This is a genomic window from Streptomyces sp. NPDC052910 (genome assembly GCF_055585605.1).
The window spans coordinates 76135-97590 of record NZ_JBVJJR010000006.1 but is presented as its reverse complement, the minus strand read 5'-3'; the positions used below and the strand labels follow the sequence as shown (position 1 = coordinate 97590).

Annotated in this window: 17 protein-coding genes; 2 read left to right on the top strand and 15 right to left on the bottom strand. The window is 75.1% G+C overall.

The features are described 5' to 3' along the window. Nucleotides 1-205: 205 nt before the first annotated feature. The gene (gene ftsH, locus ACZ6X9_RS22250) at nt 206-2113 is read left to right on the top strand and encodes an ATP-dependent zinc metalloprotease FtsH (RefSeq protein ID WP_469779726.1); all 1908 of its coding nucleotides are present in this window, start codon (nt 206-208) and stop codon (nt 2111-2113) included. A 175-nt stretch (nt 2114-2288) separates the two neighbouring features. On the opposite strand, the gene ACZ6X9_RS22245 is transcribed toward ftsH, so the two are convergent. Beyond that, a complete protein-coding gene (locus ACZ6X9_RS22245) occupies nt 2289-2576 on the bottom strand; it encodes a DUF1876 domain-containing protein (protein ID WP_469779725.1) in 288 nt (95 codons plus the stop codon). 376 nt (nt 2577-2952) lie between these two features. On the opposite strand from ACZ6X9_RS22245, the gene ACZ6X9_RS22240 reads away from it, so the two are divergent. Further along, nucleotides 2953-4524: an adenosine deaminase family protein gene (locus ACZ6X9_RS22240; protein WP_469779724.1), complete on the top strand. Its 1572-nt coding sequence runs from the start codon at nt 2953-2955 to the stop codon at nt 4522-4524. A 324-nt stretch (nt 4525-4848) separates the two neighbouring features. Here the strand turns inward: ACZ6X9_RS22240 and ACZ6X9_RS22235 are convergent, their stop codons facing one another. From ACZ6X9_RS22235 to ACZ6X9_RS22170, 14 genes are all read right to left on the bottom strand, one after another. Further along, entirely contained in the window at nt 4849-5478 is a 630-nt protein-coding gene (locus tag ACZ6X9_RS22235; RefSeq protein ID WP_469779723.1) for a DUF1345 domain-containing protein, read from the bottom strand. Between the two features lie 285 nt (nt 5479-5763). After that, nucleotides 5764-6777 carry a CapA family protein gene (locus ACZ6X9_RS22230; RefSeq protein WP_469779722.1) on the bottom strand — a complete coding sequence of 338 codons (1014 nt, stop codon included), beginning with the start codon at nt 6775-6777 and terminating at the stop codon, nt 5764-5766. Nucleotides 6778-6966: 189 nt separating this feature from the next. Further along, the gene (locus tag ACZ6X9_RS22225; protein ID WP_469779721.1) at nt 6967-8055 is read right to left on the bottom strand and encodes a glutamate--cysteine ligase; all 1089 of its coding nucleotides are present in this window, start codon (nt 8053-8055) and stop codon (nt 6967-6969) included. Between the two features lie 92 nt (nt 8056-8147). Continuing rightward, complete coding sequence (locus tag ACZ6X9_RS22220; RefSeq protein WP_469779720.1) at nt 8148-8945, bottom strand: class I SAM-dependent methyltransferase; 798 nt, start codon at nt 8943-8945, stop codon at nt 8148-8150. 174 nt (nt 8946-9119) lie between these two features. After that, a complete protein-coding gene (locus ACZ6X9_RS22215; RefSeq protein WP_469779719.1) occupies nt 9120-9686 on the bottom strand; it encodes a nucleoside 2-deoxyribosyltransferase in 567 nt (188 codons plus the stop codon). Between the two features lie 19 nt (nt 9687-9705). Continuing rightward, a complete protein-coding gene (locus tag ACZ6X9_RS22210) occupies nt 9706-10323 on the bottom strand; it encodes a class I SAM-dependent methyltransferase (protein ID WP_469779718.1) in 618 nt (205 codons plus the stop codon). A gap of 135 nt (nt 10324-10458) precedes the next feature. Continuing rightward, entirely contained in the window at nt 10459-12348 is a 1890-nt protein-coding gene (locus ACZ6X9_RS22205) for a hypothetical protein (RefSeq protein WP_469779717.1), read from the bottom strand. 490 nt (nt 12349-12838) lie between these two features. Further along, a complete protein-coding gene (locus tag ACZ6X9_RS22200; protein WP_469779716.1) occupies nt 12839-14074 on the bottom strand; it encodes an MFS transporter in 1236 nt (411 codons plus the stop codon). Nucleotides 14075-14120: 46 nt separating this feature from the next. Further along, a complete protein-coding gene (locus ACZ6X9_RS22195; protein WP_469779715.1) occupies nt 14121-15380 on the bottom strand; it encodes an ATP-grasp domain-containing protein in 1260 nt (419 codons plus the stop codon). Further along, nucleotides 15377-16555, bottom strand: a complete 1179-nt coding sequence (locus ACZ6X9_RS22190) for a DegT/DnrJ/EryC1/StrS family aminotransferase (RefSeq protein ID WP_469779714.1) — start codon at nt 16553-16555, stop codon at nt 15377-15379. Before ACZ6X9_RS22190 ends, ACZ6X9_RS22195 begins: the two co-directional genes overlap by 4 nt. Beyond that, on the bottom strand, nt 16552-17727 hold the full coding sequence (gene blsG / locus ACZ6X9_RS22185) for an arginine 2,3-aminomutase (protein WP_469779713.1): 1176 nt from the start codon (nt 17725-17727) through the stop codon (nt 16552-16554). Before blsG ends, ACZ6X9_RS22190 begins: the two co-directional genes overlap by 4 nt. 83 nt (nt 17728-17810) lie before the next feature. After that, nucleotides 17811-18755: a CGA synthase-related protein gene (blsF, locus tag ACZ6X9_RS22180; protein ID WP_469779712.1), complete on the bottom strand. Its 945-nt coding sequence runs from the start codon at nt 18753-18755 to the stop codon at nt 17811-17813. Beyond that, entirely contained in the window at nt 18743-19735 is a 993-nt protein-coding gene (blsE, locus tag ACZ6X9_RS22175; protein WP_469779711.1) for a cytosylglucuronate decarboxylase, read from the bottom strand. The genes blsF and blsE overlap by 13 nt, the downstream gene beginning before the upstream one ends. 36 nt (nt 19736-19771) lie before the next feature. Next, nucleotides 19772-21013, bottom strand: coding sequence for a hydroxymethylcytosylglucuronate/cytosylglucuronate synthase (locus tag ACZ6X9_RS22170; RefSeq protein ID WP_469779710.1), 1242 nt, complete (start codon nt 21011-21013; stop codon nt 19772-19774). Nucleotides 21014-21456: the final 443 nt, after the last annotated feature.

The window sequence follows — 21456 nt, the reverse complement described above, 5'->3', positions numbered from 1 at the left end:
GACGGGTCCGTCCGGGCGGGTCACCCGCGGCGTCCGTGCCGAGTACCCCGCTGAGCTGGGGCGCATGCCCCGAGTGGCCCAGTGGGACCCCGTTCGGCCCTGCCGGGTCGGGCTGCGATCCCCGATCCTGGACGAATGGGATGACCGGAACAACCGGGACGACCGGGACGGCGCCGGCCGTGCCGCCCACGAGAGAGAGCGGTCCGTGATCACACGTATTCGCCTGCCGCACCGGCACCTGGCGCCGCCCGGGCGCCCCGGGCCCCCGCCCGAGCCGCCCCGGCGCCCCCCGCCGCAGCCCGGGCCGAGCTGGGGCCGCTGGGTGCTGGCCTTCGTCCTGGTGCTGTTCGTGATCATCGTCCTGCTCGCCCGCGGCCTGCCCGGCGGGGAGACCCGCGAACGGTCTTACAGCGACTTCGTCGCCTCGGTGGACGCCGGGCGGGTGCGGAGCGTCGACATCGGCGACAAGGGCACGGTGACCGGCCGGCTCACGGACGGCACCGAGTTCACCACCCAGTTGCCGACCGCCCTCGGCGCCGGGCAGCTCGAACAGCGGCTCCAGGCCCACCACGTGGAGATCACCGCTTCCCGCAGCGGGCAGGGCAGCCCCTGGCTGTCCGTGCTGCTGGCGTTCCTGCCGCTGCTGTTCCTGGGCGCCTTCTTCCTCTGGGGCGCCCGCCGTGCCGCCGGCTCGCTGTCCGGCGGCATCAGCGCCATCGGCCGCTCCCGCGCGAAGATCATCGAGGCCGAGCGGCCCACCACCGGCTTCGCCGACGTCGCCGGCTACGACGGGGTCAAACAGGAGATCGGCGAGGTCGTCGACTTCCTGCGCAGCCCCGAGCGGTACGCCCGGGCCGGCGCCAAGGGACCACGCGGTGTGATCATGGTCGGGCCGCCCGGCACCGGCAAGACCCTCCTCGCCCGCGCCGTCGCCGGCGAGGCCGACGTGCCGTTTCTCTCCGTGACCGGCTCCGCGTTCGTCGAGATGTTCGTCGGCGTCGGCGCCTCCCGGGTCCGCGACCTCTTCGACGAGGCCCGCAAACGGGCGCCCTCCATCATCTTCATCGACGAGATCGACGCCGTCGGCGGCCGGCGCGGCGGCGGCACCCGGCTCGGCGGCAACGACGAACGCGAGCAGACCCTCAACCAGCTCCTCGCCGAGATGGACGGCTTCGACGAGAGCACCGGCATCGTCGTCCTCGCCGCCACCAACCGGCCCGACGCCCTCGACCCCGCCCTGCTGCGCCCCGGCCGCTTCGACCGGCAGGTCACCGTGCCGCTGCCCAACCAGACGGAACGGGCCGCCATCCTCGCCGTGCACGCCCGCGGCAAGACCCTGGACCCGGACGTCGACCTCGACACCGTCGCCCGCGCCACCCCCGGCTTCTCCGGTGCCGACCTCGCCAACCTCGTCAACGAGGCCGCCATCAACGCCGTCCGCGCGGACCGCGCCGTCCTCACCGCCCACGACCTCGACACCGCCCGCGACCGGGTGCTCCTCGGCCGCCGGGAGACCTCCAACGCCCTGCTCCCCGAGGAACGCCGCTCGGTGGCCGTCCACGAGTCCGGCCACGCCCTCGTCGCCGCCCTCTGCGAACACGCCGACCCCGTCGCCAAGGTCACCATCCTGCCCGCCGGGGTGTCCCTCGGCGTCACCGAGCAACTCCCCGAGGCGGAACGGCACCTGTACAGCGAGGGCTACCTCACCGACCTGCTCGCCGTCCGGCTCGGCGGCCGGGCCGCGGAACTGGTCGTCTTCGGCGAGGGCTCGACCGGAGCCGCCAACGACCTGGCGGGCGCCACCCTCATCGCCACCCGCATGGTGCGGGAGTTCGGGCTGTCCAGCGTGCTGGGACCGGTCGGCTACGCCGCGCCCGGGCAGCAACTCCTCGGCGAGACGGCCGAGGAGCTGCAGCGCAGGCCCTACTCGGAGCAGACCCAGCGGATCGTCGACCAGGAAGTGGCCCGGCTGCTGGGGCAGGCCGAGGAACGCGCGCTGGGCCTGCTCCGGGAGCACCGCGCGGCCCTCGACCACCTGGCGGACCTGCTGGTCGCCAAGGAGACCGTGGACGGCGCGGTGGTTCTGGACGTGCTCCGGCGGGAGCATGGGTGAGGTCGTCCGGCGGCGGCGACGCCGACGGTGGCGGCGTGCGTGACGGGCGGGGGCGGGAGCGCGCGAGCCGGGTCCCCGCCGGCTCCGGGAGCGCGTGGACGCCGTACGGGTGCCCGCACCCGGTCCGCGAGCCGCCCGGCCGCGCCGGGACCGCCGTGCCCCCCGATCCAGTCGTTCACAACTCCCAGCCGTACATCGGCGACCGCCGCGGCTCCGGCCCGGCCCCGCGCGTCGCCACGTCCCGCTCCGCCGTGCCGATCAGCCGCTCCCCGAGGTCGCGCAGCGCGCGGCCCGCGGCGAACTCGTCACCGATCACCGGGACGTCCTGGTCGCCCGGTGCGCAGCGGGCGACGCCCTGCCCCGTGAGGGAGGCGGCGCCGGTGTCGAGGACCGCGCGCGCCTTCGTGGTGCCGCCGTCCTCGGAGAGGTCCAGCCGGATCCGCCACTCGGTCGTGTGCTCCATGGCTCACTCCTCGCTCGGGTGTCCCCGCTTCCATTCTGCCGCCACCGGCGGCCACGCGACCGTCCGCGACCGGTCCGGGCGCAGCGCGTGACGGTTCGCGTACGCGGCGCGGCAGTCCCCTGTGCGGAGCGGATCGTTCGGCGGCAGGCCGTGACCCTCACCCGAGGAGCGTCGTTCTCGTGGAACGCCGGGTGTCCGGGACGTCAACTGCGCAAGACGGTCAGGCCCGTTGTGCGTGTGATGCCGCGTTGCCGTGGTGAACGGCGGTAACCAGGCGGTAGACCAGTGCCATCACCCATGTCACGACCAGTGCCATCCCCGAGTCATCGCCGGAGTCATCACCCGGACCGGACGACGGCAGCCGCCAGGAGGTTCCGTGAGCTCACGACGTACGCTGCTGCGCGGCACCCTGGCCGCCGTCCTCTGCGCCGCCGTGCTGCCCGCCTGGGGGCCTCCGGGCCGCGACCGGCGGGCCGCCGCACCGCCCGGCCCCGAGGCCGCGACCGCCGCCTACATGGAGGCCGTACGGACCGACCGGCGTGCCCTGCGGGCCTTCCTCCGCGCCCTGCCCAAGGGCGCCGACCTGCACAACCACCTCGGCGGCGCCGCCGGTACCGAGCTGCTGGTGGACCTCGCCGCCCAGGACGGGCTGTGCATCGAGAAGGAGCGGCTGCGCGCCGTGCCGCCGCCCTGCCCGGCGGGCGCCCGGCCGACCGCCGACGTCCACGCCGACCGGGCGTTCCACCGGCACCTCGTCCGCGCCTGGTCCATGCAGGACTTCCGCCCCGGCGGCCGCGAGTCCGGCCACGACCACTTCTTCGCCACCTTCGAGAAGTTCGAGCCGGTGGAGACCGGGCACATGGGCCGGCTGCTGAGCGAGGTCGCCGACCGTGCCGCCGCCCAGCACCAGTTCTACCTGGAGACCATGGTCACCCATGCCACCGCCGGGGTGGCCGCGCTCGCCTCCCGGGCCGGCTTCGACCCGGACCTCGCCCGACTGCGCGGCCGGCTGCTCGCCCGGGACGGGCTCGGCCGGCTCGTCGCGCGGGCCCGCGCCGCCATGGACCGGGCCGGGGCCGAGTTCCGCGCCGCCTCCCGCTGCGGGACACGGCGGCCCCACCCGGGCTGCGGCCTGGCCGTCCGCTTCATCACCCAGGTCGACCGCTCCGCCGCCCCCGAGCAGGTCTTCACCGAGCTGCTGCTCGGCTTCGAACTCGCCCGGCGCGACCGGCGGTTCGTCTCCGTCAACCTCGTGGCGCCCGAGGACGGCGCCGTGGCCCTGCGGGACTACGCGCTGCACATGCGCATGCTGCGCCGGCTGCACGACTGGTACCCGGACGTTCCCGTCACCCTGCACGCGGGCGAACTGGTCCCCGGTCTGGTCGGGCCGGAGGACCTGCGCTCCCACATCCGCCAGGCGGTGCTCACCGGATACGCCCGGCGGATCGGGCACGGTGTGGACATCGGCTGGGAGGACGCCTCCGACGAACTGCTGGCGACGATGGCGGAACGGCGCGTCCTCGTCGAGATCCCCCTCGTCAGCAACGCGCAGATCCTGGGCGTGGACGGGGACCGTCACCCCTTCGCGCGGTACCGCGAGCACGGGGTGCCCGTCGCTCTCGCCACCGACGACGCGGGGGTGGAACGGAGTGACATCACCGCCGAGTACGAGCGGGCCGTGACCGCTCACGGGCTCGGGTACCGGGCGCTCAAGGAGCTCGCCCGGACCTCGGTGGAGTACGGCTTCCTGCCCGGGCGCAGCGTGTGGCGGTCGCGGGGCGGGTTCGCCGTCGGGCCCGCCTGCGCGCACGACCGGCCCGGTGCGGCCCGGCCGCGGCCGGCCTGCGCGGCGCTGCTCGCGGGCAGTCCGAAGGCGGCGGTGGAGTGGAAACAGGAAGCGGCTTTCAACCGCTTCGAGGAGCGCTTCGGCGGGCGGACGCTGCCGTAAGCGAGGCTTGTCCGCGCGCGGCGGCCCGCGTGGCCGAGCCGGCCGGTGTGAGCGTCCGCACGGGTGCGACACCGCGTCCGGACCGGGCTCGTTCGGCCGTCGGCGCACACCGCGGCCGGGCACCGGGCGTATCCGGCGCGGGTGGTGAGCGCGGCCGCGGGAAGCGCCGGCCTGCCGGCGGCCGGGCCGCGGATCGCCGGGAGACCGCGGAGCCGGCCGGCGACCCGTCCACCCACGCGGTCGCGCACCGGCGCCGACCGCGCGGCCCGTCGCCGACCGTCGTACCGGCGGCCGCTGCGCTCCCGCCGCGGTGGTTCACGGTGGCTAGCGGCCGCCCAGGGCGGACACCAGGCTCGCCACCGTGACGGTGTTGAAGACGAAGGCGATGACCGTGTTCGCCGCCACGGTCCGCCGCATTTCGCGCGAGGTCACGTTGACGTCGGTGGTGCCGAACGTCGTCATCGCCGCCAAGGCGAAGTAGACGTAGTCGGCCCAGGCCGGGGCCTCCTGTCCGGGAAAGTCGAGCGCCCGCTCGTTCTCCACGAGGTTGTCGGCCTGGAAGGTGACCGCGAAGGCCAGCACCACGCAGATCCAGGCGACGACGACCAGCGCGAGCGCCACCAGCGTGCGGGGGACGGCGGAGATGGCGGTGGGGAGGTGGCCGGGGAGCCACAGCACCGCCACCACCAGAGCGGAGGCCGCGATGAAGAGCGACCCCCCGGGCCCGGGCGCGGTTCCGAGGACGTAGCGCTGCATGAACGTGCCGCGAGCTTCGCGATGCGCCCAGGACCGGACCTGTTCCGGGTCGACGCCCCAGAAGGCGGACAAGGTCATGACGAGGTAGGGGAGCAGGTAGGCGAAGAGGACGAACACGCCGGTGTCCGCCGCCGAGACGTCCGCCACGCTGCGGTGGGGGAGGACCGCCGCCGTGCCTGCCGCGAGGGCCAGGCTCACCGTCGATCGTCGCCGTTCGGAAAGCCAGCGGTGCACGGACGGGCCTCTCTGGACGGTCGTCGTCGGGGAGGGGGGACGGAGGGGCTGAGGGGGCTGAGGGGACTCAGGGGAAGATCCCGGCGGGGAAGGTCCCGGCCGATGGTATGAGGGCTCAGGCGTTCGGGCGGCGGCATCGAGGGCGTGTCTCGCGGTGATTCCACCGATGCCGCACAGGTACACGACGGGCGCCATCCCGGGCCGTCGGCCGGAGTGGCCCGCGCGCGAAGCCGCCTCGCTCGGTCGCCCTCACCTTTCCCCGGAGGGGGTGCCCCCGGGCGGACCGGAGCGCGCTTCCCAGTCGACCGCCGGTCGCCCGCCCTCCGCCAGGGTGACCGTCGTGCCCAAGTCCGCCGACGCCCGGGAGAAGCGGTGGTGGACCCATGCCCGTCCGCCCTCCGAGGCGAGTTGCGTGTGTCCGTAGCCGAGTTCGAGGGGGACGGCCTCCAGGCGGACCGGGACGGCGTCGTCGAAGGTGACGAGGAAGAGGAGGCCGAGGTCGTTGCGGAGGAACGGGTCCACGGCGTAGTCGTCGACGAAGTCGCCCATGTCGTACAGGGTCCGCCGGCCGGCGCCGTGGAAGACGTGGGCCGAGTGCCCGGCGACGAGGGCGGCGCCGGCCTCGTGCAGTCGGGCGGCGGCCTCGCGGACGTAACCCGGCGGGGACGACGTCATGTTGGGCCCCCAGTGCGGGGTGACGAGCACCGCGTCGGCGTCCCGGGCGGCCGCCGCCACCGCGTCGCGCAGCCAGGCGGGCAGGCCGTGAGGGAGGTCGGCCCAGGCCACGCCGGGGCGGTCCGGGCCGGCGGCGAAGTCCTCCGGGTGGTCGGTGGCGCCGAGGACGGCGAACCGCCGCCCACGCGCCTCCAGCACCGCGCCCGCGCGGGCCCGGGCCGCGTCGGCACCCGCCCCCACCACCGCGATCCCCGCCTCGCCCAGCAGCTCCAGGGTGTCGGCGAGGGCGTCGGCCCCGTAGTCGAGGGCGTGGTTGTTGGCCAGGTTGACGCAGTCCACCCCGAGCCGGGCGAGAACCCGCGCGGCCACCGGGGGCGCCCGGAAGAAGAAGGGCTTGCCGGGTGCGGGCCAGGGCTCCCCGCGCGCGGAGACGCAGCATTCCAGGTTGAGGACGAAGAGGTCGGCCTCGGCCAGGGCCTCCCGCACTCCGGGGGAGACCAGCGTGTCGGGGGCGGGCGCCGCCGCCAGTCGTTCGGCGACGCCGCGTCCCAGCATGGTGTCCCCGGCCAGGGCCACGGTCACGGTCACCGGCGTTACCTCCCGCTCCCTTCAGTCTCGGCCGGGGCCCGCCGCCGGGCAAACCGAAAAGGAAGACCGCGAGGAGCGGGGTTACTGGGGTGCGCTCCCGCGAGAAGCGCTCCCGCGAGAAACGGTGACAACGGTGACGAGGAGCGGGGCAGGGGCACCTTCACCGCCCGGGGGCGGCGGAGCGGCCGCTCACGACGCCGTCCGCTCGATCGCCTCCTTGACGACCGCCGGCAGCTCGCCGGTACGGGCCAGCGTCGCGCGCTGGAGGTCGGCGCCGCCGCCCCGGGCGAGCAGCCGGTCAAGGGACTCCTCCACCAGGGCGAGGTCCCCGGAGTCCGAGAGCGCGTCGCGGACGTGGTCCACCAGCGACCGCACCACCGCCTCCGCCGGCGCCGGAGTCCAGTCCACCGGGTGCACCAGCCCGTCCGCCACACCGGACCGCGACGCCCGCCACGACGCCAGCCGCAGCAGCCCCACGGACACCGGCTCCGGCGGGCGGCCGGCCCGCCAGTCCCGGGCCGCGGTGTCCACCAGGCCCCGGGCCAGCGCCGCCACCAGCACCGTGTCGTCCGGGTCCAGGCACACGTCGGACACCCGGATCTCCACGGTGGGGTAGTTGCGCGACAGCCGCGCGTCGAAATAGATCATGCCCTTGTCCAGCAGCGTCCGGGTGTCGAGCAACTGCCGGACGTGGGCGTGGTACCGCTCGGGACCGCCGAACACCTCGACCGGCCCCGCCGACGGCCAGCGCCCCCACACCTGACTCCGGTAACTGCTGTACCCGCTGTCGTGGCCCTGCCAGAACGGGGAGTTGGCGCTCAGCGCCAGCAGGGGAGCCAGCCAGGGACGGATCCGGTCCAGGACCGCCACACCCTCCTCGTCGGACTCGACACTCACGTGCACATGACACCCGCAGGTGAGCTGCTCCTGGGCCGTGAGCCCGAACTCCTCGGCCACCTGCTGGTACCGCCGGCCCGCGCTCAGCGACGGGTCCACCGGCAACGGTGAGGTGGCCAGGGCCGCGACCGCGGCACCGACGGCCCCGGCCCGCTCGATGGCCGTGGCCCGCCGCCGCCGGATCTCCGCCGCCAGGTCCGTCATGTCGGCCGTCGGCCGCGTGGCGGTCTCCAGTTGCTCCCGCTGGAGCTCCTTCTCCAGCTCCGGGTCGTCCCCGCGGGCCAGATCCTCCAGTGCCAGCACCGTCCCGGCCACGGCCCGCGGCTCGCCGCTGCCCGGATCCACCAGGAGGAGCTCCTCTTCCACTCCGACGCTTCGCATGCTGTCGTCTGCCCCTTCCCAGGGTTCCGCCTGTCGTTCGCAGCCCGTATACCCAGGTCGGGCGGGATTGCGCCGACGAAACGCGGCGGCTCTCAGCCGCGCGGGTCCGCCACCCGGCGAACGCGCAGGATGTCGTGGGCGTGGCCGATGACGTACGTGCCGTCGGGCCGGGCGAAGTGCTTCTCCACGTACGCGGCCAGGTCCGCGCGGGCGGGAAGCGGGTCGGCGTCCCGCAGACCCGGCACGTTGATCATGAACTCGGCGGTGTCCACGGCGTCGCGTGGGTCGGCCGTGCGGTACCGGTTGTCGACCGTCTCCAGGGACCAGCCGGCCACCCGCCCGCCCTGCCGCTCCACCAGCCTCCGGGTGGCGGGCCGCAGGTCGAACCGGGCCCGGGTGAAGTGCCGCACCATACGCATGCACGCGTTGTCCGGGTTCTGCAGCAGGACGACGAGAGTGCCGCCGGGCGCCACCCAGTCGAACACCCGGTCGAGGATGCCGGGCCACTCCTCCTCGGGCAGGTAGTACAGCACGTGCGAGAGGAGGACCAGGTCCGCCCGCACGCCGGGATCGGCGCGGCCCACGGGCTCCGCCACCACCTCGGCACCGGGACACGCCCGCAGCAGCGCCTCCCGCATGGCGGCGCCGGGCTCCACGGCGACCGTCCGCTCGAAGTACGGAGCCAGCCGGGCGGTGGTCCGCCCGTCACCCGCGCCCACGTCCAGGAACACCCGGCGCCTTCCGAGCCCCTCGACGAGGGCGACCAGGCGGGCCTCCATGTCCTCCTTCTCGTCCGTTCCGGCCAGGAAGCGCTCGAACGCCCGCCGGTACGCGGCGCTGTCGACCTCCAGCACCCGCACCCGGCCGGCGTCCTCGGACGGCACCGACATCACGCGTCACCCCTTCCCATGTCCCGCACCACCCGTCCGCCCACCCGTGCCATGGCACCGCGCCTTCCGGCCCCCGCCGCGCAGGCACGTTTCCGCCCGCGTGTCGCGGCGCCCGTCCGCCCGTCACGCCCGGCCCCGCGGGACGGCGCCCCGCGGGACCGGGCGGGTACGGACTCAGCCCGCCGGGACGGGACTGCCGGCCCGGTCCCGCTCGCGGCACCGGGCCACCGCGCGGCGCACGGCCCGGTCGACGGCGGGCAGGGCGGCGGCGACGTCCGCGCAGATGTCCGCGCAGACGACGTACTCCACCGTGGCCACCGTGTGCAGGCCCTGGATCAGGAACGTGTACTCGCGCCCCTGCTCCAGGAGCAGGACCACGGGCTTGCCGAAGGCGCTGGCCCAGCCCACCTCGATGTGCGTGCCGGGCGAGGCGGGGGAGCCGGGGAACGCGACGAAGACGTCGGCCTTGCGGATCTCCTCCTGGTCGAGGGGCGTGCACTCCTCGGGGCGCATCAGCCGGGCGCCCCACGCCTCCCGGCGGTGAGCGTTGTGCACGGACAGCCCCTGCGACTCGAAGTGCTTGATCAGGACGTCGAAGGGCGTCCGCGCGTCCGGCGGCATCTCGCCGGTCGTCCGGTCCAGCAACCGCAGGAAGGGACCGGCGAGGAAGACGGAGCGGATGTCCGTCCCGGCCTCCGGCGGGCCGGGCGGGGACACACTCGTGTTCGGGGGAGCGCTCATGGCAGTCGTCCTCGGCCCTTCAGTCCTTGACGAAGCACTGGATGTAGGCGTCACCGCTGGTGCCGTGCGTGTACGTGGTGGTGTCGTACGCCGTGTAGGGATGGCGCTCGACCCGGATGCGGCGGAAGTGCGGGAGGTACTGCCACCGCAGCTCGGGTTTGGTGCTGAAGAACGGGATGAAGACGCCGCCTGGCCGCAGTACGCGGACGACCTGCGGCATGGTGGCGGCCCACAACTCCTTGTCGGTCCAGACCTCCATGTCCAGGGCGGGGTCGAAGAACATGCCGTCCACGCTCTCCGAGGGCAGCTCGAAGACGCGGTGGAAGAAGTCGCCGCGCTCGATGGTCAGGTTGCCGGGCAGTTCGGGGTGGCGGGCCCGGAAGAGGTCCTCGACCTCGTCGAAGAGCTCCAGGACCGTGTGACTGCGGGTGGCGGGGTTGTTCGCGATGCGCAGCGCGGACAGCCCGAGGCCGAGGCCCACCTCGTAGAAGTCGTGGCCGTACTCGCAGAGCATGTCGGCGCTCGCCCACATCAGGTCGCGTTCCCAGGCCTGCATGGCCTGTTCGCCGTCGATGCTCAGCGTCACCTCGCCGTCCTGCTCGACGAGCTCGATGGCGGGGCTGGACCGCTGGGTCATGCGTCCGTCCTTCCTTCGTGCGGTGGCTGGTGCGGTGGGTGTGCGATGAGAGGTGCGGTGACCGGTGTGATGGCCGGTGTGGTCGGTGAGCAGTGCGGTCGATGGGTCGTGTGGCCGTCCCGGAGACCGCGGGGTTCAAGCCCGCCGCGGCACCACCCCGAAGTGGCGCCGGGCGGTGGAGACGGCCAGGTCCTGCACGGCGTAGACCGTGAAGTAGTACGCCTGCGGAGCGCAGCCGGGCGCGAACCGCACCCGGAACGCGACCTCGCGCGCCCCGCCCGCGTCACCGCGCACCTTGACGGTGCGCGGCTCGACGGTGGTGTCCTCGCGCAGGTACGTCGGGACGAACAGCCCGAGCCGCACGGGCCCGGGCCGGGCGGCGGTGAGCTCCGCCCGCACCTCCAGGACGCCGCCCTGCTCGGCCTCGTCGTCGGCGTACGCCCACAGGCGGGGCGCCTCGGGCACCCGGAAGGTGACGTCGCCGCAGCGCAGGCAGACCGCACACGTGGTGTCGAGGACCTGGGGGAGCAGCCCGCGCCGGGTGAACTCCTGGGCCGGGCGGCCGCAGTGGCACCGCACCTCGCGCACGGCGGGGTCGAGGGAACTGCGGTCGCCGAAGTGCGCCGGATAGTTCATGACCTCGTCCTCTGGGTGTTCCGCGATCCGCTCGGCGACGGCGTGGTCGAGGGACTGCAGATCCGCCGTGAGGGAGGCCCGGATCTCCGCCGGCGAACGGTCGGCGAGGTGGGTGGGGCGGGCCACCCACAGGTCCACCTTGCGGGCGAGCTTCGTCAGCCGGGGCAGCAGCGGGTGCCGGGGCGGCAGCAGTCCGGAGGCGAGCAGGGCGGTGAGCCGGCGGCCCGCGGTGAGCAGGAGCGGGTCGGGCCGGTGGTCGGCGGGCCGGGGCGCGGGCGGGGTGGCGTCCGGCGCGCCCGGCATGCCGAAGCGCAGGAACGCCGGATAGGGGTGGGAGCCGGCGAGGCTGGCGTTGAGGGTGTCCACCGAGTCCGCGCCGGTGACGGCGGCCCGCATCCAGGCCACGTTCTCCGGGCGGTCGGAGTCGTGGACGGAGACGGCGGAGACGACGGTCCGCGCGGGCCCGTCGAGGGCGCTGAGCAGCAACTGGTACTTGGGGTCGTAGAGGGCCAGGTCGGCGAGCGGGCCGCTGTTGCAGGCGCTGAGCACGACCTCCACGGCGTCCACCCGGTGCAGCGGCACCAGCTTGTCCTCCGGCTTGTAGCAGGGCAGGCCGTACGCGCAGCGCGGGCCCAGCAGGCCGGGGACGGCGGGCGCGACGGGGTTGAGCCCGCAGACGGTGAAGTCGCCCAGGTTGACGCTGTCGTCCTTGCCGTGGCCCTGGAAGACCACCCGGCGCCACCGGGTGCCGAGGATCTCGCCCCGCATGTCGGCGCGCTCGAAGTCCCGGTCGTCGAAGACCCGGACGCCGGCCGGGCGGGGCGGCCGGTCGGTGTCGGTGAACAGGCCCAGCGCCTCGACGTCCGGCGCCGGGGCGGCGTACTGCTTGGCGACGTTCCAGGCGACCGAGGCCCCGTCGCGCCCGCTCAGCAGGGTGAGCGCGCGCTCGGCCCCCCGGTACGTGGCCAGCAGCAGGTCGCGGACGGGGGAGAGGCGGAGCCGGCCGTGGACGCCGACGAGGAGGAGGGCGCCGGGGTGCCGGCCGGAGAAGTCCGCGGCGTCCGCGAGCTCCCGCTCGTCCAGCCACCGGCGGGCCAGCGGCCGGGCCAGTTCGGCCGTGCCGGGGGGCAGGTCGCCGGGGCCGAGCACGATGCCCAGGTCCAGGGGCGCCGGTGAACGGACGCCGGCGTACAGGCCGTTGGCCGCGCCGAGGGCGTCGGCGAGGTCCGGACGGCCGTCGACCGGTACGGGGACGGGCGTGCGGCCGGGGGCCGCCAGGAACGCGGTGACGGCCTCGGGGTAACGCCCGGGGCCCACCGGGCGGAACACTCCGGGGCCCGGCACGGCGGACGGCCGGTCGTGCCGCTGTTCACTGACGGTGGGGTTCATGGGAGGGCACCTCGTCTTCGTACGGTGATCCGTGTCCCGCGCCGGGACGGCGGGTGTTCGTGGGGCCGGTCCGTGGCCGCCGGGCGGCCGACGGGGGAAAAGGGCGGGGCGCGCCCGGGTGCGGCCGGTGCGGTGGCGGCAGCGCGGCGACCCCGTGCGGGACCGGGACCGGCCGGCGGGTGGGCCACGCCCGCGTCCGGACGCCCGCGGCCTCGCGGCGGGCCGGGCGGCCCCTCGCGCCGGCGCGTGCGCGCCCGCTCCCGGACGGCGCGCCTCGGCCCGCCGCCGGTGGCCCGCGGGCCCCCCGTGGGAGCACGTCTGTAGCCGACGGCGAGCACCTCCGTTTCCGCCGGTGCGTGCCTCCGGCCGGCGGCGCGCCCGCCCGTTCCCGTCCGCACACCCTGTGGCCGACCCCGTCCGCGCACGCCGGTGGCCGACGGCACGCGCCGGTGCCCCCGTCCACGTGCCCCCTCCGCGCCCCCGCCCCCGGTCATGCCGCCCGCTCCGGCACCGCGACCGACCGCCGGCCCAGCAGTCCCCGGCCGGCGAACGCCAGGCCCGCGCCCACCCCGGCCGCGCCCGCGGCGGCGGCGAACACCCCCTGCGGCCCGAGCGGGTCCATCATGAGCCCGCCCGCCTGCTGGCCGGCCGCGTCGCCCACCACCGTGGCCAGCGACGCCCAGGTGAACGCCTCCGCCAGGTACCGGCCGTCGGCGACTTTGCTGACCAGGGTCATCTCACTGGCGGACACCAGGGCGATGGGCGCGCTGCCCACGGCCAGCGCCGCCGCCAGCGTCAGTTGCGACACCGCGAGCAGCGGCAGCGCCGTGCCGGCGGCGTACGCGGTCACCAGCCACGGGAACCTCCGGTGCACCGCGACCTTCGACTGCGACCGGCCCAGCCAGAGCGCGCCGACGCCGCTGCCGACACCCCAGCAGGCGTACACCAGCCCCGTCCCGCCGGGTGAGCCGTGCTCGGCGACGAACGCCGGAATGGCCAGCGTCATCAGCCCGACGGGCACGGCACACACCACCATGACCGCCATCAGCGTCAGCATCGCGGGCTCCGCGAGCGGTCCCAGCGGGCGCCGCCCCGCCGCCGCGCCGCCGGGTGCGGCGGCCGCCCCGCCGTCCGGCACCGGGAACCGGGCCAGGGCCAGGCCGAGCGCGCCCGCGCCGCCGACGACGGCCACGGTCGTCAGGGCGAGCCCCGCGGAGCCCGGGAGCATCAGCGCGGCCAGCAGCAGCGGCGCGGTCACCATCAGCACCTCGGTAAGCAGCGCCTCCCACAGATAGGCGGTCTCGCGCTCCTCCTCCGTGAGGGGCAGTCGGGCCCACAGGGAGCGGATCGAGGCGTTGGCGGGCGGCAGCGCGACACCGGCGACGAGTGCCGTCACCAACTGCGCCCAGTCACCGGGCCGGGTCGCCCACACCAGCAGGGCGAGCGCCGCGGGGTGGACGACCCCGGTGGCCAGCAGCACCGGCCGCCGTCCCCTCCGGTCCACGAACCGGGCGATCAGCGGACTGCCGACCGCCATCCCGACGGTGTACAGGGCGGCCACCGACCCGGCCCGGGCGTAACCGCCGCCCTGTTCGCGGACGACGAGGACCATGGCCAGCGACATCAGGTACACCGGCAGCCGGGCCACGACGCTCCAGCAGGCCGCGCCCGCGACGTGGTGACGCCTGATCAGCTCACGGAAGCCGTGCGGCAGCCCGTTGGTCACTGTCCTCGCCTCTCGTCCGGTCTCTCCCGCCGCGCCGGACGGCGCGTCAGGGGTGTACGGCCCCGGCCCGCGGGCCGGCCGCCGCGGGCACGGGCGCCAGGTCGATGGCGAAGGCGTCGAGGACGGCGCGCATGTGCCGCTCCACCTCGCCGATCGAGGCGCCCGTCACATGGACGTACCCCGACGCGTTGTGCGAGGCGCGGCGGGCCGTCACCACCTCGCCGACGCCCACCTTGAGAACGGCTTCGACGACCCCGGGGATGCGCGCCAGTTTCTCCGGGGAGGTGACGGACCGCACCACCCCCGAGCCGGGCAGCGGCAGCAGCAGGTCGCCCGCGCAGCGCCGCCGCCCGTACCGCAGGGTGGGCCGGCGGCCCAGGTAGACGTCCAGCGTGGCCCCGAAGACGTCGAAACCGTAGGCGTGACCGTGGTTGGCGGTGATCTCGCAGCCCGCCAGGCGCGCACCGATCTCGCCCGCGTACACCTCGCCGTCCACCAGGAAGAACTCCATGTGCACATAGCCGTGGTCGAGTTCCATGCCGGTGACGACGCGTTGCACCAGGGCGCGCAGGTCCACCGGCGGGCCCTCGTCCGTGGCGACGCTGATGTTGGCGTTCATGGCGCCGTCGACGATGTCCAGCGGGCGGCAGGGCATCGCGCTGGGCCAGGCGTCCGGCACCAGCCCGTCGTGGACCAGCGCGCACACCTCCCACTCCGTCCCGCCGAGGAACTCCTCGGCCATCCACTCCCGGGCGCCGAAGTCGATCGCCGCCAGGGACGCCGGACCCGTCAGCCGGTGGGTGTCCACACAGGCGAACGAGTCCACCGGCTTCAGCACCAGCGGCCAGCCGCAGCGCTCGGCGAACCGCTCGACGTCCGCCGGTCCCGACACCCGCGCGTAGCGGGCCGTCCGCAGCCCCAGTTCGCGGAACCTGCTCTTCATGGCGTGCTTGTCCCGTACCCACGCCACCTGCCGCCGCGTCAGGTGCGGCAGCCCGACGAGCTCCGCGAACCGCTGGGCGACGGCTTGCCGGGGCTCCGACGGGTTGCAGAACCGGTCCGGCCGGGCGGGCAGACCGGCCGACCAGCGCCGGTACCGTACGGCCTCCTCCTCCAGCGGGACGCCCTCGCGCACCCAGAACGCCGGGACGTGCGCGGTCTCGTCCAGGTAGTCGTCCGACAGGTCCCGGCGCGCCTCCGCGAAGCGCAGCAGCACCAGCCGCCCGGGCAGCGCCCGCACCGCGTACCGGGAGAAGGAGCAGGCCCGGTCGTCGGCCAGCAGCAGCACCGGCTCCCGGTCGTTCACACCGCCTCCAGGGTCTGCCGCAGGTCCTTGACGGCCAGGATCTGCTCGGCCTCGGTCAGTTCGGGGGAGAGGGGGACGCACAGGGTGCGGTCCAGCAGGTCGCGGGTGCGGGCGAAGCCGTCGCGGCTGAGCGCGAGCGGGCCCTCGGGGGCCAGGTTCCAGGGGAAGCCGTCGGTGTAGAGCGACCGCCGGCCGGTGAGCACGGGGTGTTCGGGCAGCAGGTACTTGCCGAGTGTCCAGTTGGCGATGGAGCGGGCGGTGAGCGCGGCGACGGCCGCGTCCCGCAACTCCCGGCTCTCCCAGCGGAACCGTAGGCTGATCTTCACATCACCCGCCGCCCGCGGCAGCACCCGCAGGTCGGTGCGGGAGGGCAGACCGTCCATGGCGATCGCGTGGTGCCGCTCCAGCCCGGCCAGCAGCTCGTCGAGGTGGCGGAACTGCTGGAACTGGATGGCCGCCACCCCCTCGCTGGTGACGAAGTTCTCCCCGTAGTGCGCGTCCCGGTCCCACGTCGGATAGTGGCCGGGGACCCGCGCGGAGCCGTGGTCGTGGTAACGGCGCATGGTGGCCCAGGCGGCCGGGTCGTTGGTGGTGACCAGCCCGCCCTCGCCGGAGGTGAGCACCTTGTTGTGGTGGAAGCTGAACGTTCCGGCGTACCCCGCCGTCCCCACGTGCCGGCCGTCAGGGAACCGCGCCCCGAGGGCCTGGGCGCAGTCCTCCACGGCGAAGGGCACGCCCTCCGGCAGGGGCGCCACCGTGCCCTCCATGTGCGCGGTGATCACCCGCTCGGCGCCGGCCGGCAGCAGGGTGGGGTCCAGGGAGAGGGACTCGTCGACGTCCACGAGCACCGGGACCAGCCCACTGGCGAGCACCGCCCCGGCGACCGCCACGAAGGTCACCGCCGGAATGTGGACCAGGTCGCCGGTGCGCGGCCGGGTGGAGATCAGGACCAGCCGCAGTGCCTCGGTGCCGTTGTGCACGGCCAGCACGTGCCCGGCCCCCAGGCGTTCGGCGACCCGCCGCTCCAGCCGGGAGGCGACGGACTCGCCCTCGGTCTGGTAGCGGAACAGCACGCCCTGGCCGACGGCCTCGCGCAGCTCGTGCAGGTCCGACCAGTCCAGGTAGTTGGCCCCGTAGGGGAGGAAACGCTGGCCCAGGCGCTTGTCGAGGCTCATGACGCATCAGACTCCGTGATCGGGTACGCGGCGGCGTCGACGACCATCTCCTGCCCCTTGTAGTTGCGCAGCAGCAGGCCGTCCGGGAGAACGGTGAAGTACGGCTTGGCGACGGGGATTTTGCCGATCTTCGTGGTGAGCACGTACTGCGGGACGCCGAAGCCGGTGATGTGGCCCTGGAGGCCCTCCATGATCTCCCAGCCCTTCTCCACGGAGGTCATGAAGTGCGAGACGCCGGTGACGTTGTCGCAGTGGTACAGGTAGTACGGGCGGACGCGGATGCGCAGCAGCTCCGTCATCAGGGTGCGCATGGTGGTGACGTCGTCGTTGACCCCGCGCAGCAGCACCGTCTGGTTGCCCACCGGGATGCCGTGCCGCAGCAGCCGGTCCACGGCGGCGGCGGACTCCGGGGTGATCTCCTTGGGGTGGTTGAAGTGCGTGTTCAGCCACACCGGGTGATACCGCTCCAGCATGGCGCACAGGCCCTCGGTGACGCGCTGCGGCAGCAGCACCGGGAACCGGCTGCCGATGCGGATGATCTCCACGCTGGGGATGGCCCGCAGCCCCGAGACGATCTCCTCCAGCTTGCCGTCCTGGTACGACAGCGGGTCGCCGCCGGTGAGCAGGACGTCCCGGATCTCCGGGTGTTCGGCGATGTACCTCAGATCCTCCTCGAACGACCCGCCCTCGTCGTCCCGGAAGTAGGTGCCGGACAGGTCGGTGGTGTGGAACTTGCGGGTGCAGTGCCGGCAGTAGACCGGGCACGCCTCGGTGACCAGGAGGATCACCCGGTCCGGGTACTTGTGCACCACCCGGTTGGTGCGGCGGTAGTACATGTCCCCGACCGGATCGACGTCCGAGCCGGGGAACTCCGTCAGCTCCGCCGGCGCGGGCACCGCCTGCAGCCGGACCGGGCACGAGGGGTCGTCGGGGTCCATCAGGGACGCGTAGTACGGGGTGACGCTCCAGCGGTACTTTCCCGCCGCGCCCGCGACGGCCTTCTCCTCCTCGGACGTCAGCCGGATCCAGCGCCGGGCCTTCTCGACGGTGTTGATGCGTTTGCGCATGTGCCAGCGCCAGTCGTCCCACTCCGTCGCGGGGACGCGGGGGCGAAAACCGGCGGGATCTGCGGTGTCTGCGGGGGGCGGGGGCGTGCCCGAGGCGTCCGACATGGCGGCTCCAGTGACGACAGGCGGTCGGTGGCGGGGAGGGAGCGTGGGTGCGGGCGTGAAATCCCGGTGGCGGCCGGGCGGCGTCACGGGGGAGCGAGCGAGAGCTGACGGACGCTCCGGGCGACGCGCTGGGCGCCCCGCAGGTCGTCCGCGCCCGGAGCGAGCGCGTCCCACGGGCCGTGCTCCGGGGGCGCCCACAGGGCGGGATCATCGGGGTCCTCGGCCACCGGCACCGGGACGGCCCGTGCCACCCGTCCGGCCAGGTCCGTCTGGGCCCCTCCCAGCGGCGGCAGGAACGCGAGCGGCGCCCGGCGCGCCTGCGCCAGGGCCAGCGCCCCGTACGTCGGGGACGCCAGGAGCACCGCGCGGCCCGCGTGCAGCCCGTCCGCGTCCACCGCCGCCGCCCGGTGCACCGGCACCGCGCGGCCGCCCGCCGCGCCTTCCAGCGCGGCGCGCACCACGGTGAGGGCGGTGTCGCAGACGACGTCGCACCGGCCGGTGCGCTCGGCCGCGGCACGGACCAGCGCGGCCAGCGGCCCCCGGGCGAACGCCGCGGCCTCCTCGTCGGGCACGCCCCACAGGGAGAGCAGGACGAGGGTGCCCGCGCGCTCCCGGCTCCTCGCCGTACGGGCGGGCGCCAGCAGGCCCGTCGGGCGGACGCCCGGGCTCCCGTCCCCCGTCCCGGCCGGGCCGGGCAGCCAGCCGGGCCGGTGCAGTCGGTACAGCGCCGGGCCGGCCGGGCGGGGCGGGACGGCGGTGAGGTGGCCCGCGTACAGGTGGAGCACCGGGACGCCCCGGGCGGTCAGCCGCGCGGTCGCCGCCTCGTCGTCGCAGACCAGCGCGGCGTCGGCGGGCGGTCCGGGGGCCTCGGACATGTCGGGTTCCCCGGTGACGGTGGTCAGCCCGCCCAGGTGCGCGGCGATCCGGCGGCAGGCCAGGACCGAGTCCGACTGCCGCTCCCGGCACACCAGTCGCACCCGCATCCGCGGGGGTGACACCGCCCCGCCGGCCGGGGTCAGTACCGCCACGGCGGCACCGCCCCCAGTCGGGCGACGTCGTCGCTGTACCCCGCCGCCGTCGTCGAACAGCCCCCGCACAGCTCGGGGCCGTGCGCGCGGAAGAAGTCCGCGTGCGCGCGGAAGACGGGCGTGTCCAGCGCCACCGCGCCGTCCTCACGCAACGGCGCGCCCGCCGACGGGCCCTCGCCGCCCTCCCGGTGCGGCAGGCAACTGCACGCGTACGTCCGGCCGGCGCGCCCGTCGAGGTAGATGACGTCGTCGACGACGTGGCACAGCGGCCGGGACGCCCGCGGGGTCACCGACTCCCCGAAGTACCGCTCCTGTTCCTCCGGCGTGTCCCCGTAGAACCGCTTCCCCAGCGGCACCAGCAGTTCGGCCGGGTCGGCGGCGTAGACCGGGTCGCACACCTGCCGGACGTGCTCGGGGTCCGGGTAGGCGATGGAACGGTCCAGTTTCAGCGCCGACAGCTCCCACTGCCGCACCCCCGCGTCCGTGAGCACCTTCTGCAACAGTGGCATCTCGGTGTAGTTGTGCGGCCCGACGACGGTGTTGACCCGCGGCAGCACGCCGAGCCCCGCTGCGGCGCGCAGGCCCTCCAGCCCGTTGTCGAACATGCCAGGGGACCGGCGGTAGACATCGTGGGTGGCCGCCGAGGCGCCGTCCAGACTGACGATCACCTGCGCCAGCCCGGCATCGGCCAGCCGGCGCGCCATCCTCGGCAGCAGCATCCCATTGGTGATCAGGGACATCCGCAGGTCCGCCGCCGCGCCCATGCGCACCAGCTCCACCACGTCCCGGTGCATCAGCGGCTCCCCGCCGGTGAAGCGCACGTACCGCACCCCGGCCAGGCGGGCTTCCGGCAGCAACTCCTCGAAGTCCTCGACAGAGAAGCGGTAGGCGTCGCGCGACAGCGCGAACTCGCACATGAAACAGTCGGCGTTGCAGGCTTCCAGGATCCTGATGAACAGATAGCGGTGACGCTGGCGCATCGGCGCGCGACCTTTCGGACCGTACGGGGAGGGACGTCACGAACCGGGGGACGCGGAGGCCGGCGGACAGGGCCGGGACCCCCGCCGCACTATCTCCCGTACCACGTCCGCCACTTGGGCGGCGCCTCCGGTGCCGACGGCGGTGGCCAGGGCTCCCCAGTCGGTGACGCCGCCGGCCCGCCGCAGCGCCGCGCGGACGGCCTCCTCCAGGGCGTCCGACACGCCTTCGCCGGACCGGGCGGCCCCGGCCACGGCGCCGTAGACGAGCGCCAGGGCGTGTTCCTCGCCCTCCGCGCGCAGGGCCAGCGCCCGGCCCTCGTCCAGGACGTCCTCCGGCCACCCGGCCCGTACGTCCACGCCGACCGCCCGGGTGTGGAACCGGGCGTTCAGGATCTGGCTGACGTTCTGCGGCGGCAGGCAGACCGTCGGCACCCGCAGTGTCCCGGCCTCCAGCAGCGTCGTCAGACCCGGGGAGGTCACGAGGACGTCGCAGCGGGCCAGTTCGGCGAGAAAGGCGGCGTGCGGCAGCGGCCCGGCCGTCACCCGGGGGCCCGCGGGAGCGTCCGCCGCGAGCCGGGTGAGCAGGCCGGCCGGCAGGTTGCCCGCCAGGCGCGCCTCGCGCACGCCGTGGGCGGCGAGCGCCCGCAGGACGGCGGGCACCACGACGCGGGGGTAGGCCGTCCAGTCGGCCAGGCCCGGGGCGCGCAGGCCGCCGAGGCTGACCAGCGCCCGGCGCCACGGCCGGGCGCCGGGCCGGCCCGGCCGGCCGTCCGGGCCGGCGCCGACGATGGCCTCGACCCAGCGCAGGGAGCGCACGGAGGCGAGCACCTCGCGGCACTCGGGCGGCAGTTCGGGGCAGCGCTGGGCACAGTAGGCCGTCGCGTCGAGCGGCAGCGAGGGCCGGTCGCCCTCGGTCCACAGGAACGGCAGGCTGTCGACGAACACCGTGGGGACGCCCGCGGCCTCCAGGGCCGAGGCGAGCCGCCCGTCCAGGACGACCAGCGCGGCGCGCGGTCGCTGGGTCCGGGCGAGTTCCGCGACGGCCGGGTGCAGACCGTCCCCGGCGGGCAGGTCGTACCACGCGTCGACGCCGTGCGCCGTCAGCAGGGGACGGCCGAGACCGGACCCGAGGCCGACGAACCGCAGCGGCGACTCGTGGGCGGGCCGGCGGAGGGCGCCGAGGACGGCGCTCAGCTTGCCCGCGCTGCCCCAGCCGAACTCGACGCCCGCGACGGCGACGGTCGCGGGCGGCGGGGACGGCGGGCGGAGAGAACGCATCGACTGGTTCCTTCTCGGGGTTCCCCGGCCGCACTGCGGCCGGCGCGACCGGGGGGGGCGGACGGTTGGCGGCGCCGGGGGCAACGGTCACGCACCCCGCCGACCGAGCACAAGGGCCGAAACCGGGGGATTCCCGCCAAGAAGGAGAGTCCGTCGGAAAGTAGCTATATACGCTAAATCAGTCTTTAGGGGTGTGTGGGGCTTTGGGGAATGCCGGGTGGGGCGCCGGGGACGCACGGTTTTCCCGGGGCGGCGGTGCGCCCGCCGCCCCCGGGTGGTGAGCTCCCGGCGCGCGGCGCCGGTGAACGCACCCGGTCGGGTGCGCTCTGGCCGGATTCCGCCGTCGGGCGGCGGAGGCGAGGCCGGCCGGAGCGGCGATCCGGACGCGCTCGAGGCGGCGGGCCGGGGCCTCGAACGCGTGACGCGAGGGCAGCACGCGCCGG

What these genes read in the sequence shown, in the direction of transcription:
- ACZ6X9_RS22170 (WP_469779710.1), bottom strand. Translation starts at nt 21,013, where the DNA reads ATGCGTTCTCTCCGCCCGCCGTCCCCGCCGCCCGCGACCGTCGCCGTC.
- ACZ6X9_RS22205 (WP_469779717.1), bottom strand. Translation starts at nt 12,348, where the DNA reads ATGAACCCCACCGTCAGTGAACAGCGGCACGACCGGCCGTCCGCCGTG.
- ACZ6X9_RS22190 (WP_469779714.1), bottom strand. Translation starts at nt 16,555, where the DNA reads ATGAGCCTCGACAAGCGCCTGGGCCAGCGTTTCCTCCCCTACGGGGCC.
- ACZ6X9_RS22245 (WP_469779725.1), bottom strand. Translation starts at nt 2,576, where the DNA reads ATGGAGCACACGACCGAGTGGCGGATCCGGCTGGACCTCTCCGAGGAC.
- blsG (WP_469779713.1), bottom strand. Translation starts at nt 17,727, where the DNA reads ATGTCGGACGCCTCGGGCACGCCCCCGCCCCCCGCAGACACCGCAGAT.
- ACZ6X9_RS22215 (WP_469779719.1), bottom strand. Translation starts at nt 9,686, where the DNA reads ATGAGCGCTCCCCCGAACACGAGTGTGTCCCCGCCCGGCCCGCCGGAG.
- blsE (WP_469779711.1), bottom strand. Translation starts at nt 19,735, where the DNA reads ATGCGCCAGCGTCACCGCTATCTGTTCATCAGGATCCTGGAAGCCTGC.
- ACZ6X9_RS22210 (WP_469779718.1), bottom strand. Translation starts at nt 10,323, where the DNA reads ATGACCCAGCGGTCCAGCCCCGCCATCGAGCTCGTCGAGCAGGACGGC.
- ACZ6X9_RS22225 (WP_469779721.1), bottom strand. Translation starts at nt 8,055, where the DNA reads ATGCGAAGCGTCGGAGTGGAAGAGGAGCTCCTCCTGGTGGATCCGGGC.
- ACZ6X9_RS22220 (WP_469779720.1), bottom strand. Translation starts at nt 8,945, where the DNA reads ATGTCGGTGCCGTCCGAGGACGCCGGCCGGGTGCGGGTGCTGGAGGTC.